The organism is Candidatus Methylacidiphilales bacterium (genome assembly GCA_033875315.1).
In the GTDB taxonomy this organism is placed as follows: Bacteria; Verrucomicrobiota; Verrucomicrobiia; order Methylacidiphilales; family CAZTYG01; genus JANRJG01.
This window is the reverse complement of record JANRJG010000015.1, coordinates 95,356-112,879: the sequence shown is the minus strand read 5'-3', so window position 1 is coordinate 112,879 and position 17,524 is coordinate 95,356. Positions and strand designations below refer to the sequence as shown.

The 17,524-nt window shown below is 59.6% G+C and carries 18 protein-coding genes; 13 read left to right on the top strand and 5 right to left on the bottom strand.

Annotated features, from left to right (window positions below):
* Window positions 1-53 precede the first annotated feature (53 nt).
* The gene (locus tag SFU85_05985; GenBank protein MDX6766322.1) at window positions 54-791 is read right to left on the bottom strand and encodes a DNA alkylation repair protein; all 738 of its coding nucleotides are present in this window, start codon (window positions 789-791) and stop codon (window positions 54-56) included.
* Entirely contained in the window at window positions 788-1,678 is an 891-nt protein-coding gene (locus tag SFU85_05980) for a carbohydrate kinase (protein MDX6766321.1), read from the bottom strand. Before SFU85_05980 ends, SFU85_05985 begins: the two co-directional genes overlap by 4 nt.
* Before the next feature lie 611 nt (window positions 1,679-2,289).
* Between SFU85_05980 and SFU85_05975 the strand changes: the two genes are divergently transcribed.
* The 9 genes from SFU85_05975 (at window position 2,290) to SFU85_05935 (ending at window position 8,425) form a co-directional block, all read left to right on the top strand.
* Window positions 2,290-2,502, top strand: coding sequence for a hypothetical protein (locus SFU85_05975; protein ID MDX6766320.1), 213 nt, complete (start codon window positions 2,290-2,292; stop codon window positions 2,500-2,502).
* A 56-nt stretch (window positions 2,503-2,558) separates the two neighbouring features.
* Window positions 2,559-4,475, top strand: coding sequence for a hypothetical protein (locus tag SFU85_05970; protein MDX6766319.1), 1,917 nt, complete (start codon window positions 2,559-2,561; stop codon window positions 4,473-4,475).
* Window positions 4,476-4,785: 310 nt separating this feature from the next.
* Window positions 4,786-5,025: a hypothetical protein gene (locus SFU85_05965; protein MDX6766318.1), complete on the top strand. Its 240-nt coding sequence runs from the start codon at window positions 4,786-4,788 to the stop codon at window positions 5,023-5,025.
* A 195-nt stretch (window positions 5,026-5,220) separates the two neighbouring features.
* Window positions 5,221-5,448, top strand: coding sequence for a hypothetical protein (locus SFU85_05960; GenBank protein MDX6766317.1), 228 nt, complete (start codon window positions 5,221-5,223; stop codon window positions 5,446-5,448).
* Window positions 5,445-5,846, top strand: a complete 402-nt coding sequence (locus SFU85_05955; protein ID MDX6766316.1) for a type II toxin-antitoxin system death-on-curing family toxin — start codon at window positions 5,445-5,447, stop codon at window positions 5,844-5,846. The genes SFU85_05960 and SFU85_05955 overlap by 4 nt, the downstream gene beginning before the upstream one ends.
* 174 nt (window positions 5,847-6,020) lie before the next feature.
* On the top strand, window positions 6,021-6,437 hold the full coding sequence (locus tag SFU85_05950; GenBank protein MDX6766315.1) for a Dabb family protein: 417 nt from the start codon (window positions 6,021-6,023) through the stop codon (window positions 6,435-6,437).
* A 217-nt stretch (window positions 6,438-6,654) separates the two neighbouring features.
* Window positions 6,655-6,882, top strand: a complete 228-nt coding sequence (locus SFU85_05945; GenBank protein MDX6766314.1) for an AbrB/MazE/SpoVT family DNA-binding domain-containing protein — start codon at window positions 6,655-6,657, stop codon at window positions 6,880-6,882.
* Entirely contained in the window at window positions 6,869-7,291 is a 423-nt protein-coding gene (locus SFU85_05940) for a type II toxin-antitoxin system VapC family toxin (protein MDX6766313.1), read from the top strand. Before SFU85_05945 ends, SFU85_05940 begins: the two co-directional genes overlap by 14 nt.
* Window positions 7,292-7,294: 3 nt before the next feature.
* A complete protein-coding gene (locus tag SFU85_05935) occupies window positions 7,295-8,425 on the top strand; it encodes a DNA recombination protein RmuC (GenBank protein MDX6766312.1) in 1,131 nt (376 codons plus the stop codon).
* Window positions 8,426-8,461: 36 nt separating this feature from the next.
* On the opposite strand, the gene SFU85_05930 is transcribed toward SFU85_05935, so the two are convergent.
* The gene (locus SFU85_05930) at window positions 8,462-8,896 is read right to left on the bottom strand and encodes a TA system VapC family ribonuclease toxin (GenBank protein ID MDX6766311.1); all 435 of its coding nucleotides are present in this window, start codon (window positions 8,894-8,896) and stop codon (window positions 8,462-8,464) included.
* A complete protein-coding gene (locus SFU85_05925; protein ID MDX6766310.1) occupies window positions 8,893-9,123 on the bottom strand; it encodes a hypothetical protein in 231 nt (76 codons plus the stop codon). The genes SFU85_05930 and SFU85_05925 overlap by 4 nt, the downstream gene beginning before the upstream one ends.
* A gap of 105 nt (window positions 9,124-9,228) precedes the next feature.
* Between SFU85_05925 and purM the strand changes: the two genes are divergently transcribed.
* The 4 genes from purM to SFU85_05905 all read left to right on the top strand — a co-directional run bounded on the left by purM (window position 9,229) and on the right by SFU85_05905 (window position 15,544).
* Complete coding sequence (purM, locus tag SFU85_05920) at window positions 9,229-10,260, top strand: phosphoribosylformylglycinamidine cyclo-ligase (protein MDX6766309.1); 1,032 nt, start codon at window positions 9,229-9,231, stop codon at window positions 10,258-10,260.
* 117 nt (window positions 10,261-10,377) lie between these two features.
* Complete coding sequence (gene purH / locus SFU85_05915; GenBank protein ID MDX6766308.1) at window positions 10,378-11,913, top strand: bifunctional phosphoribosylaminoimidazolecarboxamide formyltransferase/IMP cyclohydrolase; 1,536 nt, start codon at window positions 10,378-10,380, stop codon at window positions 11,911-11,913.
* Between the two features lie 70 nt (window positions 11,914-11,983).
* Complete coding sequence (locus SFU85_05910) at window positions 11,984-12,790, top strand: YhjD/YihY/BrkB family envelope integrity protein (protein MDX6766307.1); 807 nt, start codon at window positions 11,984-11,986, stop codon at window positions 12,788-12,790.
* Between the two features lie 297 nt (window positions 12,791-13,087).
* Window positions 13,088-15,544: a U32 family peptidase gene (locus SFU85_05905; protein MDX6766306.1), complete on the top strand. Its 2,457-nt coding sequence runs from the start codon at window positions 13,088-13,090 to the stop codon at window positions 15,542-15,544.
* Window positions 15,545-15,982: 438 nt separating this feature from the next.
* Here the strand turns inward: SFU85_05905 and SFU85_05900 are convergent, their stop codons facing one another.
* A complete protein-coding gene (locus SFU85_05900) occupies window positions 15,983-17,185 on the bottom strand; it encodes an outer membrane beta-barrel protein (GenBank protein MDX6766305.1) in 1,203 nt (400 codons plus the stop codon).
* Window positions 17,186-17,524 lie beyond the last annotated feature (339 nt).

The window sequence follows — 17,524 nt, the reverse complement described above, 5'->3', positions numbered from 1 at the left end:
ACCCCATACCCTGACGAAGCTGGAGCGGCCATCAAGTGTTTTGATGCGTCATTTCAGCGACTTTTCAAGGCACGGGGGACGGCCAGCCATTCCCGGCGCTCCGCCGGGGAAAATTTTTCGATGGCGTAGCGCAACATGGTCCGGGGCATGCAGGGCGTGTGGACCCGTAGAAATTTCCGCAGGGCGTCCGGCTCCCGCTTCCCGGCCTCGCGCAACATCCATCCACAGGCCTTGTGCATCAAGTCGTGGCCGTCGCCCAGAAGGATCTTGCTCAAGCGGAAGATGTCCGCCGTTTGCCCCCGGCGGATGAAGGCATAGGTCGAAACCACCGCGATGCGCCGGGTCCACAGGTGGGGCGAGCGCGCCATCCGGTCCAGCTGGCCCCGCGGACGGTCGAGCAAGTGCGCACCGACAATGTGATAGGCGGAAACGTCCACCAGATCCCAGTTGTTGATCCATTTTCTTTCCCGGAGGTAGAGCTGGAAGATGCGGGCCCGCGTGGGGTCGTCGCCCCGTGGGTAGACCCGCACCCAGACCATCAGGGCCAGCATACGTTCCTCATGGATGCGGGAATGGAGCAGGGGCAGCACGTCCTCCGGTTGGAGACCGTCGCCGGTTGCCGCGATCCGCCGCATCTCCGGCACGCTCACGCCGATGAACCGGTCCCCCTCGGCGTATTCACCCGGCCCGGTCTTGAAGAATGCCGACAGTTCCGCCACCCGCTGCGGACGGGCGGCAGCTTTCAATGCGCGGCGGAGGAGGCCGATCGATGGGGCGGCTTTGGGTTTCATGGGCCAAGGATCCTTTCAGGTTCGTAGTCCGGTGTCGCTCCCGATTGGCTGGCGATCCATTCCCCCAAGCGGCAGGCCCGGGCGAGAATTTCTCCCGCGGGGAGGCCCGCCAGCAGGCCGTCGATCAGCGCCGCCAGGAAGGCGTCGCCCGCCCCGACCGTATCCACCACGGTCACGGGTCGGCCGGTCTCCTGCGACCACACCCCATTCCACCACAAACCCGCCCCATGGGCCCCGGCCGTCACACAAACCCCGGCCACCCCCGAATCCGACGCAATCCTCCGGGCATTTCCCTCCCAATCCATCGCCTCTCCCCCGGTCCAACGGGCGGCTTCTTCGTGGTTGCATTTGATCACCCCCGCGCCCAGATCAACTGCCAGCGAGCGGACCCGGTCCAAATCATCAAAAGGCGCGCGCAGGTTCACATCGAAAACCAACAGGGCACCTTCCCCCATGGCTTTCCGGAGTTTCGTGAGGGATTCCCGATTGGAAGCCGATCTTTGGGCCAGCGATCCGAACACCAACGCCGGGGAGGTCGCCGCCCGTGACAAAATCTCCGCAGTCAGTGGAATCTCGTCCCAAGCCACCCCCTGCCGGATGGTGTAAAGCGCATCGCCCCGTTCATCGATGAGGACTTCGACCGACCCGGTCGGAAAGCGGGGGGATTTCGCCACGGCGACGGTCGATACGCCCCGATCCCGGAGGAATTGCAGCAGGTCCTCCCCTGCGACATCGTCCCCCACGGCACTGACGGGGAGGGCCGGACGCCCCAAGCGGTTCAGGTGGAAGGCCACATTCATCGGCGCCCCGCCCGGGCGCCTTCCCGTGGACAGCTCATCCCAGAGCATTTCCCCGAAGCAAAGAACCGGCCCGGGATGCGACGACATCCTCCTTGGCTAGAGTCCTTTCCCTTCCATGGCCAGCAGATCCCGCTCGTTTCTCTTACCCAAAACAGAATCAACTGAGAGACAGAATCAACGGGAGGGCGAGGCTCCTGCCGAGCCGGTTTGTTGTCAATCTTCCAAGGCGGCTCAGCAGGAGCTTCGCCCTCCCGTAAGGCACTTTGTCGTCCCCACGTTTCTCTCAATCGTTCTCATACTCGCTCTCGTTCTCTCCCTCCCCTGAAGATCAAGATGAGACACAGGGGGAAAAGGATTCCCCAGCTACAAAAACGCAGGACCCAGATTTTCCTTTTGTAGACGGGGATTCCCATCCCCGCTGCCAACAGTTGCCACCCGTTTCTCTTACCCAAAATAGAATCAACGGGAGGGCGAGGCTCCTGCCGTGCTGGTTTGTTGTCAATCTTCCAAGAGCGGCTCAGCGGGAGCTTCGCCCTCCCGTAAGGCACCTTGTCGTCCACTCGTTTCTCTTTATCGTTTTCGTTCTCTCCCTCCCCGAGAGATCGAGAAGGAGAAAGAGTACGAGAACGATGACGGAATCAACCACACACGGCTCTTAACCGACTTGCACCCTGCCGCGCAGCGGTTAAATCAAGAATATGCCCGTTCCCCGCCCCGGTCTCATCCTTTCCCTGATCCTGGGTGCCGAATTGGCCGCTTTTGTCATCCTTTGGCTGACCGGAAGCCTCGAACGGCTGGGTCCGACGCTCGTCGCCGTCATCATGATCGCCAACCTCCTCTTCATCCTCTTGGCCGCGGCCAGGATCGCCCGCTCCCGCCGACCCCCTTGTCCCCCCGGCGGAAACCGGTAAACTCTACAGATGTTGCTTCCCCCCCGGCGCCCGTCCGTTTATTTTACTGCGCTTCCATGAGCGACCCCATCCACCACGAATGCGGCGTGGCCCTCGTCCGCCTGCTGAAACCGCTCTCCTACTACTACGAGAAATACAACACGCCGCTCTGGGGCTTCATCAAGTTGTTCCTTCTCATGGAGAAACAACACAACCGCGGCCAAGACGGCGCCGGCATCGCCGCGGTCAAACTCGATGTCCCCCCGGGCTTCCCCTACATCTTCCGCGAGCGCGAGATGAAGTCGAATCCGCTCGACCGGATCTTCGACGCGCAGTTCAAGGATTACGCCAAGCTGGTCCGCAAGGGCATCGTCCACCCGGAATTCGCCCAGTCGGTGAAACAAAACTTCGACTACGCCGCCGAGATCTACCTCGGCCACCTTCGCTACGGCACCTCCGGGGGCTACAACATCCATTCCTGCCATCCCTACTTCCGCCGCAGCAACTGGCCGACCAAAAACCTCGTCCTGGCCGGCAATTTCAACATCACCAACAACGAGGACCTCAACCAGGACCTCATCGACCACGGCCAGCACCCGCTCTTCGACACCGACACCCAGACCCTCCTGGAAGGCATCGGCTTCCACCTCGACCAGGAACACGACGCGCTCTACCGCAAATTCCGCGACGACGGCCTCAAGGGCGCGGAAATCGCCCGTCGCATCAGCGAGGAACTGCGCGTGCTGGAAATCATCCGCGTGGCCTCCCGCGGATGGGATGGCGGTTATTCTCTGGCCGGGCTCATCGGCAACGGCGATGTCTTCGCCGTCCGCGACCCCAACGGCATCCGTCCGTTCCACTGGTTTGCCAACGACGAGGTCATTGCCCTGGCCTCGGAACGCGCGCCCCTGCTCACAGTGTTTGATCTCGAACAGGACCAGGTGAAAGAAGTCGAACCCGGCACCGCCCTGATCATCAAAAAGAGCGGCCAGGTCAGCATCGACCGCTTCCAGGATCCCGCCCCGCTCAAGCAGTGTTCCTTCGAACGGATCTACTTCTCCCGCGGCAACGACCCCGACATCTACGCCGAGCGCAAAAAACTCGGCGCCCTCCTCGTCGATCAGGTCATGGAAGAATGCGGGCGCGACTTCGACCACACCGTTTTCAGCTTCATCCCCAACACCGCCGAAATCGCCTACTACGGTTTGCTGGCCGAACTCCGCCTGCGCCGCCGACTGGAAGTGCGCGACCTCATCCTGGATGCGGCCAAGAAGGGCCAGTTGGACGAAAACTTCCTCGACCCGCTCATCATGCACGGCTGGCCCCGCGCGGAAAAGCTGGCCCACAAGGACATCAAACTCCGCACCTTCATCAGCCAGGAAAGCGACCGCAACCAGCTCTCCTCCCACGTTTACGACATCTCCTACGGCACCCTCAACTCCGGCGACACCCTGGTCTGCGTCGACGACTCCGTTGTCCGCGGCACGACCCTGAAAAATTCCGTCATCAAGATTCTCTCCCGCCTCAACCCCAAGAAGATCGTCATCGCTTCCACTGCCCCGCAAATCCGCTACCCCGACTGCTACGGCATCGACATGTCCCAACTGGGCAAGTTTATCGCCTTCCAGGCCGCCGTCTCCCTGCTCAAGGAACACGGGCAGGAGGATGTCCTGCGCGAGGTCTATCAACTCTGCACCGCCCAGGCGGAGAAAAAGCCGGTGGAAATGCAGAACCACGTGAAGAAAATCTACGACCGCTTCACCACCGTGGAAATTTCGCGGCGCATCTCCCAACTGGTCACCCCCAAAACCGAGACCTGGAAGGGCGAGGTCTTGATCGTCTTCCAGACCATTGAGAACTTACACAAGGCTCTGCCAAACCATTCCGGCGACTGGTATTTTACCGGGAAGTATCCCACCCCCGGCGGCTACAAAGTCCTCAACCAAGCCTTCATCAACTACTACGAAAACTCCGCCAGCAACCGGAGTTATTGAGACAGGAAAGGCGGTTTTTCACCGCGAAGAGCGCTAAGGCCGCGAAGTCATTCGGACTTGTGCAAGGCGACTTTTTGATTCACTGATCAGTGAGCCTCAGTTGATCCCCGATTCTTATCGGGGTTGAACTGCTTTATAAAGCCCTCAATGCCAAAAGTTTCTTCTTCGCGTTCTTCGCGTTCTTCGCGCGCTTCGTGGTAAAGCTAATGCATTGTTCCGGCTAAGAGCCTATCCGGAAACCCCCGTGGCCCGCATGATTTTCTGGAAAAAATGTCATGGGCAGGTGAACGTAACTCTTTAAACTCAAAGCATGACTCAAGAACAGCGTGATCTCACCAAACGCCAAATCGGCATTTGGAAAGAGACAGGCGAACTCCTCGATCAAATCAAGTGGGAGGATCTTCGCAATCTGTCAGAGGAACAGTCGGCGCGTGATTTTGCCGGCCTCGATTGTGACAGCTCGCTCATTTGGCGGGCGCCTGATCGCGAAGACGGAGCAGGCCTGATCGAACAGCAGCGCTGGTTCAAAAAAGCCCATGCTGCTCGGTAAAGTCATTGAGGCAGCCCTGGAGCTTCAGGAAGTTTAATGCCAGCGCTGGCATAGCGCGCAAATACATCTGCCCCATCCCAGTCAACAGGCATTGCGGAACGCAGACCGGACGAGTTGAGTAAGTCATGCTCCTCGCGTGTGACTAAGCGGACCCCCTCACTTGACTTCCGTCGCCGTAAAACATAGTATGACGACATGATCAAAACGATCAGCAAAATCGGCAACTCCCAGGGCATCATCTTCGACGCCGCCCTGATGGAGATGGCTCACCTCAAGACCGGGGACGAAATGACGGTCTCGGTGCACGAAGGAGGGACCATCACCCTGACCCCGCTGCATCCGCGCGTCTCCCCGGAGGAGGTCACCCAGGTCATCCAGGAAACCATGAAGGACTATTCGAGGACGATGAAACGCCTCGCATGAGTGCCAAGCCCGGGAACTGCTTCCATCTGACCGTCGACATCGTGCGCGAGATCCACGCCGCAGCCATCGACCAATTTGGAGGCTCGGACGGGGTGCGTGAACCGGCGCTCTTGGAATCGGCCGTAGCCGCCCCCCAAGCCACGTTTGCGGGGAATTCCCCCTACGCCGATCTGATCGAAGTCGCGGCGGCCTATCTGTTCTACTTGTGCCGGAACCACCCGTTCATCGATGGCAACAAGCGTGCCGCCCTCGGTGCCTGCCTGGTTTTCCTCCGGCTCAATGGCCTCCATCCCGAGAAAGACGGTCCCGAATGGGAAGCCCTGACCCTCGACGTCGCCGCCAGCCGGATTGATCGTGATGACACCACGGCGCGGTTGCGGAAACTCCTGAAACCATAACATCATGAATAAGCCCGTGCCCTCCGGTGCGCTTGCATCCTAAGCATTGCTGTTTAATCAACTACTCGTTCTCGTACTCTTTCTCATTCTCGTGCTCTCGGGGTTAGAGAGAACGAGCACGAGATCGAGTAAGATTAACGAGATAAGAACGCGATAAATCACAAAGAAATCCCCATGAAAGCCCCGACCCCTCTGACCCTTTCCTTATCTCTTTTCTTACTCCTCATCGCCGCGGCCTGTTCCAAGCCACCGGCTGCTCCCTCCGCAGGCCAAGCCACCACCGGCACGGTCCAGCATGTGGTCGTCTGCTGGCTGAAACAACCGGGCGACCCCACCGCCCGCGCCCAACTCATCGGCACTTCCCTCGGCTTCAAGGACCTGCCCGGGGTGGTCGATGTCCAGGCCGGCACCCCGCTCCCCTCGGACCGGCCGGTTGTGGATGATTCGTTCGATGTCGCCCTCACCATGACCTTCCGCGACGAAGCCGCCCTGCGCGCTTACGAAAACCACCCCGCCCACAAGAAAGCGGTGGAAGATGTGCTCAAGCCTCTGGTGGCCCGCTTCGTGGTTTATGATTTTGTTAGCCCCTGAGAGGGAAAGGCTTTGAACCACGAAGACGCAAAGACACAAAGATCGGAAAAGGGGTATTTGGGGGCCGTGCATCCGTGTTTTCAGAAGTTACCAATCTGATCTCTTTCGCGTCTTCGAGTCTTAGTGGTTAATTAACGGCCTTTTGCCAGCATCATACGTTTGCATGTCATTTCGGTTTTTGTCTTGTATTTCTTATTTCGTCTTATAAGCTCTGATCATGATCACCACCGTGACGACACGCGGCCAGACCGTCATCCCGGCGGATCTCAGACGCCAGTTCGGGATCGAGGACAACGCCAAGCTGGAGTGGATCGCCGACGGCAAGGAGATCCGGGTCATCCCCCTGCCCAAGGACACCATCCGCGCTTCCCGTGGCATCCTGGCCGGTGCGGCGTTGAATCTCGATCTGCTCAAGGAACGGAAGAAAGAACGTGCCCGCGGCTGAAGAACGCTACGTCCTCGATACTTCCGCCATCTTCGCCCTCTTTGGCGATGAACCCGGGGCGGCCGTCGTGGAAGAATCCCTGCGTTTAGCACAAAAGCGCAAGATCCTGCTTTACGGCTCCTTCGTCACCCTGGCGGAAATCCATTATATTTCCTCCCGCCGCTTCGGTTCGGAACAAGCCGATAAACTCCTCGCCCTGGCCCGCTCCTGGCCGGTGGAGTGGGTCCATTCGGACGAACCGCTCTGCCTGGCCGCCGCCCGGATCAAAGCCTCCACCCCGCTCAGTCTGGCCGATGCTTTCATCGCCGCCACCGCCCAGATCCACCAATCGACCCTGATCCATCGCGATCCGGAATTCGAGCCCCTCTCTTCCCTCATCACCCTCCAACCCTTGCCTCCGAAAAAATAGCCTATGCTCCCCGCCATCCTCATCCTCTGCGCCCTCATCCTCGTGCTGCTGGCGGCATTGGCTTACCTGGTTTCCCGACTGCCCTCCTCCCTCAGCCAATCCCAGGCCTCCCCGCTTTCCGATCTCCGCGCCGCCCTGGAAAAAAGCCTCGGCGACCAGAAGGCCGATTTCCGCGATGTCAACGCCGCCTCCGGCGAGCAGCTCCGCAAGATGATCCAGGATTCCCTCACCAACCAGCAACTCATCCTCGAGCAACGCTTCGCCGCCCTCCAGCAGCAGACCAACGAACGCCTCCAGGAGATCCGCGCCAACGTGGAAAAACGACTCCAGGACAACCTCGAACAGAACTTCGGAGCCTTCAAGGAAATGAGCGCCAGTCTGGTCTTATTGAAATCCAGCGCCGACCAGATGCTCAAGGTCAGCGAACAGGTGGGGGAACTCAACCACATCCTGGCCTCGCCCAAGCTTCAGGGGAATTTCGGCGAAACCGCCCTGGAAAAGCTCCTCCAGGACATCCTCCCGCCTTCGGCCTTCGAGTGGCAACCGCGCATCGCCGAAGGCCTGCAACCCGATGCCTCGATCAAGATCAAGAACGTCCGCCTCTGCATCGACGCCAAATTCCCCAAGGACCGCATCGCCGAAGTGCTCGATGCGGCCAAGGACGAGCCCGCCCGCGAACTGGCCCGCAAAGAATTGTCATCCGTCATCAAACTGATGGCCACCGACATTTCCAAGAAATACGTCCGCCCCGACCTCGGCACCGCCGACCAGGCCTTCTTGTTTGTGCCGAGCGAGAGTTTATTTTACGAAATTTTGAAGATGCCCGAGTTGATCGAGCATTGCCGGAAGGTCAAAGTGACGCCGGTTTCACCGAACACCCTGGCCGCCACTCTCTACGCCGTGGCCCTGGCCTTCCGGGGTTACGAGATGCAGGAAAACGCCAAGACCCTGCTCAAGGGCATCCAGGACATGGACCGTCATTTCCAGAATTTTAAGGAAGATTTCCTCAAAGTCGGCCAGCGCCTCCAGCAGGCCCAGGAGGACTACGGAAAGGCCGGCCGCGACCTCGAGCGCTTCGACAAAACCATCGCCAAACTCAAGGACGGCGAGGGCGGGCTGCAGTTGGAGGCCTAGATGCAGAATCGTCGCGACCAATGATATGCCCCATGGTCAATCCAACGGGTTGATGACATCTTTGAATCCAAAGCCGGAGAAATCTTTGGTGTTTCGGGTGTAAAAGCGCGTGACGCCATGGTGTCGAAGAGTGGCGGCCAATTGAGCATCGAAGGTCCTGCTTGCCGGAAAGCTGCTTTTTTCAAGCCAGGGATAAATCAGTTTCCACGCAGCTTCCTCATAACCGACATGGGCACAGCCGGCTTCCGCCCGGTAGAAATGGATCAGACGCGCAGCTTCACCTGCGGATCGCGGGCGCGCCAGCACCTTGGGGTTCCGCATGGCACGGTAAAACTCCAGCAACACTTGATCGACGATGATCCAGTCGCCCGGTTTAGCCAAAAGGAGATCGACCACCGCCCGTGCCCTTTCGTGCTCAGAACACGCGGTGTTGCTGGCATAAAGCAGGATATTCGTATCCAGGCTGTTCATCGGCCTTCGTATACCACGTCTCGCAGCTTTTCCGCAGAAACCAGGATCGCCCCGCCGTCAAAGGCCGGAGGTTCGACCCTGCGATCGGAGGAGCCCTCGGGCAGACTTTGCAGGTGGCGTTCAACCGCCCGGCGCACGATTTCGCTGACAGGCCGGTCTTCCCGGCTTGCCACCCGTCTCAACCGTCGCATGACTGGCGCGGGGAAAAGGATTTGTATCTTATCCATGTATCCATGTTATACATGGATACTAGAACGACAAGGCTTTCTTGGGCCGTTATGGATTTCCCCTTTGCGTCCTCCGCGTTCTTCGCGGTAAATTCCCCACCTTCCATGAGCCGCGCCAAAACCACCAAAGCCTATGCCGCCGCCGGGGTCGATATCGACCTCGGGAACAAGGTCAAATCAGGCATCCCCAAACTCATCGCCTCCACCCGCCGACCCGAGGTCCTTTCCCAGATCGGCGGCTTCGGCGGTCTCTTCCGGGCCAACTTCCCCAAGATGAAGGACCCCGTCCTGGTCAGCAGCGTCGATGGCGTGGGCACCAAGCTCAAGGTGGCCATCGCCATGAACAAACACGACACCATTGGTGGCGACTTGGTCAATCACTGCATCGATGACATCGCCGTCCTCGGCGCCGAACCGCTCTTCTTCCTCGACTACATCGGCACCGGGCGACTCGATCCCGCCGTCTTCAAACAGATCCTCACCGGACTGGCCAGAGCCTGCAAAGCCTCCCACTGCGCCCTCATCGGGGGTGAAACCGCCCAGATGCCTGGCGTTTATCACGGCGAAGATTACGACCTGGTCGGCACGATCATCGGCGTGGTCGACCGCCCGAAGATGATTGATGGCTCCAAAATCAAACCCGGCGACGTCGTCATCGGCCTGCCTTCCTCCGGGCTGCACACCAACGGCTACTCGCTCGCCCGTTCGGTGCTCTTCGACAAGATGCGTTTGACACTGGACTCGCCGGTGTCGGGAACGCGCCAGACCCTGGGGGAACTGCTCCTGGCCCCCCACCTCAACTACCAGCCCCTGCTCAAAAAAGTGGGCCAAAGCGTCACCATCAAGGGCCTAGCCCACATCACCGGCGGCGGCTTCATCGACAACATCCCGCGCGTCCTCCCCAAAGGCACCGGGGTGGAGATCTTGTCCGGAAGCTGGCCCGTGCCCCCCATCTTCCAGTTGCTGGCCAGCGGCGACTTCGTCCCGATGAACGAGCTCTACCAGGTTTTCAACATGGGCATCGGCATGACGGTCATCGTCAGCGCGAAAGACGCCCCCAAGACCCTCGCCCTGACCAAAGGCTACATCATCGGCCAGGTCACCAAGGGCAACCAGACGGTCAAACTCAAGTTTTGATGTGATCCCCACATCCCTAGTGAGCCCATTCTAACAAGCATCCCAACCAACCTCCTACTCCCCCAAAACTCACTTAGTCCTTCGCGCGCTTCGCGTCCTTCGCGGTAAAACTTCCCCATGAAAAACGCCCTCCTCTCCGTCTCCGACAAATCCGGCTTGCTCGAATTCGCGCAATTCCTGGCCGCGCGCAACGTCCGCCTGCTGTCCACCGGGGGCACGGCAAAAATGCTGCGCGAGGCGGGCCTGGCCGTCACCGATGTCTCGGACTTCACCGGCTTTCCGGAAATGATGGACGGCCGCGTCAAAACGCTCCACCCCAAGGTGCACGGAGGACTGCTCCACCTCCGCGACCACAAAGAACACGTCGCCCAGGCGGAAGCCCACGGCATCGAACCCATCGACCTCGTCGTGGTCAACCTCTACCCCTTCGAACAAACCCTGGCCAAGAAAGGCGTGGAGCACGACGAACTGATCGAAAACATCGACATCGGCGGACCTTCCATGCTCCGCAGTGCGGCCAAGAACTACCGCAGCGTCACGGTCGTCGTCGATCCGGCCGATTACGCCAGGGTGCGGGCCGAAATCGAGGCCTCCGGTGACACCAGCCCGGTCACGCGCGAAAAACTGGCCGCCAAAGTCTTCCGCCACACTTCACGCTACGACGCCCTCATCGGCCAATACCTGACCTCCAAGGCCGAGCCCGAGACGAAAGCCCTGCAGGAATCATTCACCGTCGGTCACCGCCTGGCCCAGCCCCTGCGCTACGGGGAAAACCCCCACCAGAAAGCCGCGCTTTACGGCCCATTCCACGACTTCTTCAAGCAGATCCACGGCAAGGAACTTTCCTACAACAACATCATCGACATCTCGGCCGCCGTGCAATTGATAGGCGATTTTCAAGGGGACGAGCCCGCACTGGCGATCCTCAAGCACACCAATCCCTGTGGTGCGGCCACCGGAAACTCACTCAAAGAAGCGTGGGAGAAAGCCTTCGCCACCGACCGCCAGGCCCCCTTCGGCGGGATCATCGTTGTCAACAAACCGATGGACGCCTCTTGCGCCGAGGCCATCGCGGAAATTTTCTCCGAAGTCATCATCGCCCCCTCTTACACCGAGGAGGCCCGGGCCGTGTTGATGAAAAAGAAGAACCTGCGCCTGATCGAAAACCATTACGCGGCAGCAGCGGGGGCCTATGATTTCAAATCCGTCACCGGCGGCATGTTGGTGCAGGAATCCGACACCATCGCGGCGAGCGAGACCGATTGGAAAATCGTCACAGAGCGCCAACCCACCGCCGAGGAAATGAAAGCCCTCCGCTTCGGCTGGCGCGTGGTCAAGCACGTGAAGTCGAATGCCATTGTTTACGCCGCGCACGACCGCACGCTCGGCATCGGGGCCGGCCAAATGAGCCGCGTGGATAGTTCGCGTATCGCTGTGTGGAAAGCGGGCGAGGCCGGCCTTTCCCTCGAGGGCAGCATCATCGCCTCGGATGCGTTTTTCCCCTTCCCCGACGGCATCGAGGCCGCGGCAGGTGCCGGAGCGACCGCGGCCATCCAACCGGGCGGAAGCGTGAAGGATGCCGAAGTCATCGCGGCCGCCAACAAGGCCGGCATGGCCATGGTCCTAACCGGGCGGCGCCACTTCCGGCATTGATTCCCATTCCTCCCCGTCAGGGAACGTTTTTCAGACCTTAAGCAACGGTCCCCCAGTTTGCTGCAGCGTTATGCGTATCACGTTTTTCGACCGATTCGGGCTCATCGGCACATATGCCGGCGCTTTGGCTTTCTATTTCCTCCTGGCCCTGGTGCCTCTCTTCATCCTCGCCGCCACGCTGGTCTTTCACGTGCTTCACATCGACATCGTGCCGCAATTGGAGGAAGTACTGCGCACGTTGTTGCCCGCCAGTCTCGAGGGCACCCCCAACCGGGTGGGCAAGGCTGTCCAGATGGGCACTTCGCGGGGTTGGTTCACACTGGGGTTTATCAGCACCCTTTGGGCCACCGCCAGTTTTATGAATGAACTGGCCAGGGCGATCCACCAGATCTTTGCCGACCGGATGGACGCCGCCGCCGGCGGATGGAGGCGCTGGATCAAATCCATCGGCCTGATGGGCGTCTGGTGCGGGGCCGTGGTCGGCGTAGCCGTGATTCTGCTCCTGGGCCACAGCATCCGCAGCGGCATCAGCACCCACTGGCCGGTTTTGGCGACTTTGGCCTCGGGCGGGGCCTCCCTGCTCCGCAGTTCCGTCACCCTGCTTCTGCTCTTCGTCTCGGTTCTCCTGACCTATTTGCTCGTGCCCCGCCACACACCCCGCTTCTCTGCGGCGGCCTGGGGGGCGCTCGGGGTGAGTTTGTGCTGGATTGTCATGGGGACGATTCTGGGGCGTGCCCTTCCCGTTCTCTGGAGCGGCAGCCCCCTTCCGGTGGCTTTCGGTTCCTTCATGGTGGCCATGTTCTGGGCCTACGCTTGCTGCTGGGTCCTGCTCTTCGGCGCGCTCCTCGTGGCCCGCTATGGCCAGTCTCATCCGTAACTATGCAGTTATTTACCGCGAAGAACGCTAAGTTCGCGAAGTTATACGGATTTTGGCTGGCAAAAACTCCATTCACCGATCGGTCAACCCGAATCCAAATGTCATGCAGTAGGATGACTTCATCATGTATTCCCAATCATGTGTTTCTGCTTCGCGTTCTTCGCCGCGTGAGGTCCCGTTCGGCGTGACCAACGCGGTGACGGGACGTTCTTCGTGGTGAACTGAATTGTTCCGGCTCAGAGCCTGTCCCGTTAAATTTCTTAGCGCCCTGCGCCTTCTTCGCGGTTAAATTACCCCATGGCCGACCGCCCCGAATTGCTCGCCCCCGCCGGGGACTGGGAGTGTGTGCGTGCCGCCGTGGCCAATGGGGCCGATGCCGTTTTTTTTGGACTGCCCCGGTTCAATGCCCGGCTGCGTGCGGACAATTTCACCGAAGCTGACCTCTCCCAGGTCGTCGATTTTCTCCACAACCACCGCAAAAAGGCCTACGTCACCCTCAACACTCTGGTCTTCACCAAGGAACTCCCGGATCTGGAGGACACCTTGCTGAAACTTCAGGAAGCCGGCGTCGATGCCATCATTGTCCAAGACTTGGGGGTGGCCCGGCTGGCCCGGCTGGTTGCACCCGACGTGGAAGTCCACGCCTCCACCCAGATGACCATCACCTCGCCGGAGGGCGCCCGTTTTGCGGCCTCCCTCGGTGTCACCCGCATCGTCCTGGCCCGTGAACTATCCATGCGGGAGATGGCCCGATTCCGCGACCCCGGATGCCCCCCTTTGGAGGTTTTCGTCCATGGGGCCCTCTGTGTGGCCTACTCGGGTCAGTGCCTGACCAGCGAGTCCTTGGGCCAGCGCAGCGCCAATCGCGGAGAATGCGCCCAGGCTTGCCGCCTGCCCTACCAATTGGTCGTGGACGGGGCAGTCAGGGATCTGGGCGACAAGCGCTACCTCCTCTCCCCGCAGGACCTGGCCGCGGTGGAACACATCCCCGAATTGATCCGCCTGGGAGTGGCCAGCTTCAAGATTGAGGGCCGGCTGAAGTCGCCGGAATACGTCGCCGCCGTCTGCCAGGTGTATCGGAAGGCCATTGATGCGGCACTGGCCGCATCGGAAGACGGAGGGCGGACGACGGAGGACCGCGGGAATACAGTCACGGATTCCGACCGCTATCAATTGGAGATGGCTTTTTCGCGCGGTCTCAGCAGTGGATGGATGCATGGGGTCAACCACCAGGAATTGGTCCACGCCCGCTACGGCAAGAAGCGCGGCGCCTTTCTCGGCTTGGTCGAGAGTGCGGGGCCCGACCACCTCAAACTCAAGACCTTCGCTTGCCGATTGCAGCCCGGAGACGGGTTGGTCATCGACACCGGGGGGGATACCGAGCACGAGCAGGGCGGGCGGGTTTATGAAATCCGTGGAACCCGGCTCTACTTCGAGCACGGCAAGATCCGCTTCCCCGACATTCCGATCGGGTCACGGGTCTGGAAGACCGACGATCCCCAACTCAACAAGGCCCTCCGCCAAACCTTCAGTCGCGAGATTCACCTTCCGGCAAATTCCATCGACGTCACGGTTTCTGGCAAAATGGGCCAGCCCCTCCGCTTGTCCTGTTCCGGTGTGACCGTTACCTCGCAAATTCCGTTGCAAAAAGCCGAGAGGCGCCCGCTGAGTGAACAAACCCTGCGCGACCAATTGGGAAGGCTCGGAGGCACCCCGTTTTCTCTGGGCAAACTGGACCTCCAACTGGAGCCCGGATTGATCCTGCCCCTGAGCGAATTGAACCGACTCCGTCGCGAATTGGTGGACCAGCTCCCGATCCCGGACCCCGGCCATCCACGCCGCCCGGGTCAAAGAGTCCTGCAAGAAAAGCTGTCCTCCATCATCCGCCCTCCGTCATCCGTGCATCGCTCTCCTGCGCTGCATGTCCTCTGTCGCACCATGGAGCAACTGGAAACCGCCGTGCGGGCTCAGGTTCCCACGGTTTACCTCGATTTCGAGGACATCCGTCGTTACCGCGAAGCCGTGGTCCAAGCACGGGCCTGGGGCGCATCGCAGATCTATCTGGCGACCCCCCGCATCCAGAAGTCAGCAGAAGAGGGGTTTTTCCGCTTGATCGAAAACGCCCAGCCGGACGGTGTCCTGGTGCGCAACCTGGGCGGCCTGGAATGGTTCCGTGAACGGCAGATCCCCTTTCTGGCGGATTTTTCCCTCAACGTGGCCAACCCGCTGACCGCGGCCCTGCTGATGGAACACGGCCCCGAGCGACTGACGGTTTCCTACGATCTGAATGCCGACCAGGTCCGCGATCTGCTGGTGGCGGCTCCGGCGACCTGGTTTGAAATCACCCTGCACCAGCACATGCCGATGTTCCACATGGAGCACTGCGTCTTTGCCGCCTTCCTGTCCAAGGGCAAGGATTACACCGACTGCGGTCGCCCCTGCGAAAAGCATGACGTGCGCCTGCGCGACCGGGTGGGCCTGCTGCACCCGCTGAAAGCCGATGTGGGCTGTCGCAACACCGTCTACCATGGCAAAGCCCAGAGCGGGGCCGCCTACGCGGGGGCGTTTATGGCCCAAGGGGTGCGGGACTTTCGTATTGAATTGCTGGACGAGGACGGGCCCCGGGTAGACCGCATCTTGGACGGATACCGAAAGCTGCTCGCGGGTGAAGTCCAAGCGCAGGATCTCTTGGGCGACCTCCATGCGGCGAGCCAGCTGGGTGTCACCAGCGGCACGCTCACCGTGCTGGGGTGATCCCTTCGGCAAACCCCATTTGCCGGCGGACTGAATCAGCGGGAGGGCGATTCTCCTGAGCTGTAGCTATGCAGTTGCTCACCACGAAGAACGCGAAGGACGCGAGGTATTGGGGGCTTGGATACTGAAATAAAATCCATTCACCCATCCGTGAGTCTGGATCCAAAGGCCATGTGATTGAGTGGCTCTGTTTTTTTGTTCATATTCAACGTCTTCCAAGGGTGGCTCAGCAGGAGCTTCGCCCTCCCGTAGGGCGCCTTATCACCTGCTCCATTTGTTTTGGTATTTCCTAAAATACGGAAATCCAGGGAATCGGTATGCGACCGGATACGAATCAAAGGCAGCAAGAGGCTGACACGCGCCTCTCCTATACAAAAAAAGACCCCCGTCCCGCTTGCGCGGGACGAGGGCCTTTAAAGAACCTAAGCTAATCTCAGATTAGAAGGTGTAAACGGCCTGCAGGGAGATGGTCTGAGCAAAATCGTCGGATTCGCTTTCAGTGCCATTGTCGAGGCCAGTGGTGAAGTCGGTGCGGTACTCAGCACGGAGCAGCAGGTTTTCGAGCAAGTCGAAACCAGCAGTGCCGGTCCAGGAGTAGGCATCGCCGGCAGCAGCGGCGAAACCGAAGTTTTCACCGTCAACCGTCGAGAGGTAGGAGGCACGACCTGCCAAGCTGAAGATATCAGTGACTTGATACTTCGCGTAGAGGGAGCCGGTCCAGACGGTGATGTCATCGCCTTCGCCATCTTGCCCGTTGACATTCAGGTTCGAGCTGAAGCCGAGCAGAAGCTTGTCATTGGCAAACTTCGGAGCCCAGTTACCCCAGATGTTCCAGAGATAAGCGCCGGAACCAATGCCGTCTTCGGCCGTGTTGCTGACGTACACACCGTTGAAGATGTTGGCGTTGCCACCGCTGTTCTTCACGTTGATGGTGAAGTTGTAGCCGTAGCCGTCGGATCTGGTGTCGAGGCCCTGGGTGTCGAGACCGGAACCGTTGCTGATGGCAGCCTGCAGTTCGATGGTGTCATTCACCGGGTAGAACAGCTTGACGCCGGTCTGGTGTGTGGTGGTGAAGAACCAGTCGTAACCGTAGGTGATGTTCAGGTTTGCCGGACGATCGTCAACTTCGTAGCCGAGAAGGCTGGCGAACTTACCAACCGTGATGTCGAGTCCGTTGCCGATGGGGGCGCGGATGATGACATACGCTTGGTCAAGCGAGAAGTTGTCCGAGGTACCCGTGTCATTGCTTTCAAAGCCATCGGGGATGTCAGCCAAGACTTTAGGCGTCGCGAGCAAGGTGGAATCTTCACCGACTTTGATGTCGGCGCGGAAACCGGCTTGGAACTCGTTGGCGCTGCTGAGGGGCTTTTCCAGGGTCAACTTGACCGCGTTGAGGTTGAAATCGCCGCGGGCTTTGTCGTCCACTGCGTTTCCACCGACGCGAGCGCCTTGGAAGTTGTAGGTGTAACCGGCATCAACGTAACCGCTGAGCTTGACGCCTTCTTTGGCGGTCTCAACGTAGTTGACTTTTTCGACGACTTTCTCGAGGTCCTTGGCCGTGGGGGCGGGAGCGCCGACGTCCGCGAAAGCGGGCGAGGCGATCACGACAGCGGCGAAGAAACCGGTGATCATCTTATTCATGTTTGTTATTTCTCCTTGTGTGTTTTTGTTTGGTGGCCTGTTCCCTGATGTCAGGAAACAACGACCAGAAACCTACCAGCATGAAACATGCCAGCGACTCCTGATCCGCCACACGTGAAGAAACTTAGTGAAATGCTTTTTTTCGTCAAATCCTATTTTCGCGCCCACCCCGCAGCCTTTTTTAAGCTTTTTTCTGAATTTCTTTTTTGTTCGTAAGTCATTTATATGCAACAGGATGAGCTTAGATCAACTGTTGTGTTCGTTACCATAGATCCATCTTTTTTGAACGAAATCCCACGCCGCTTGTCCAATGTTTAGATATTCGTTTTTGTGTTTCCT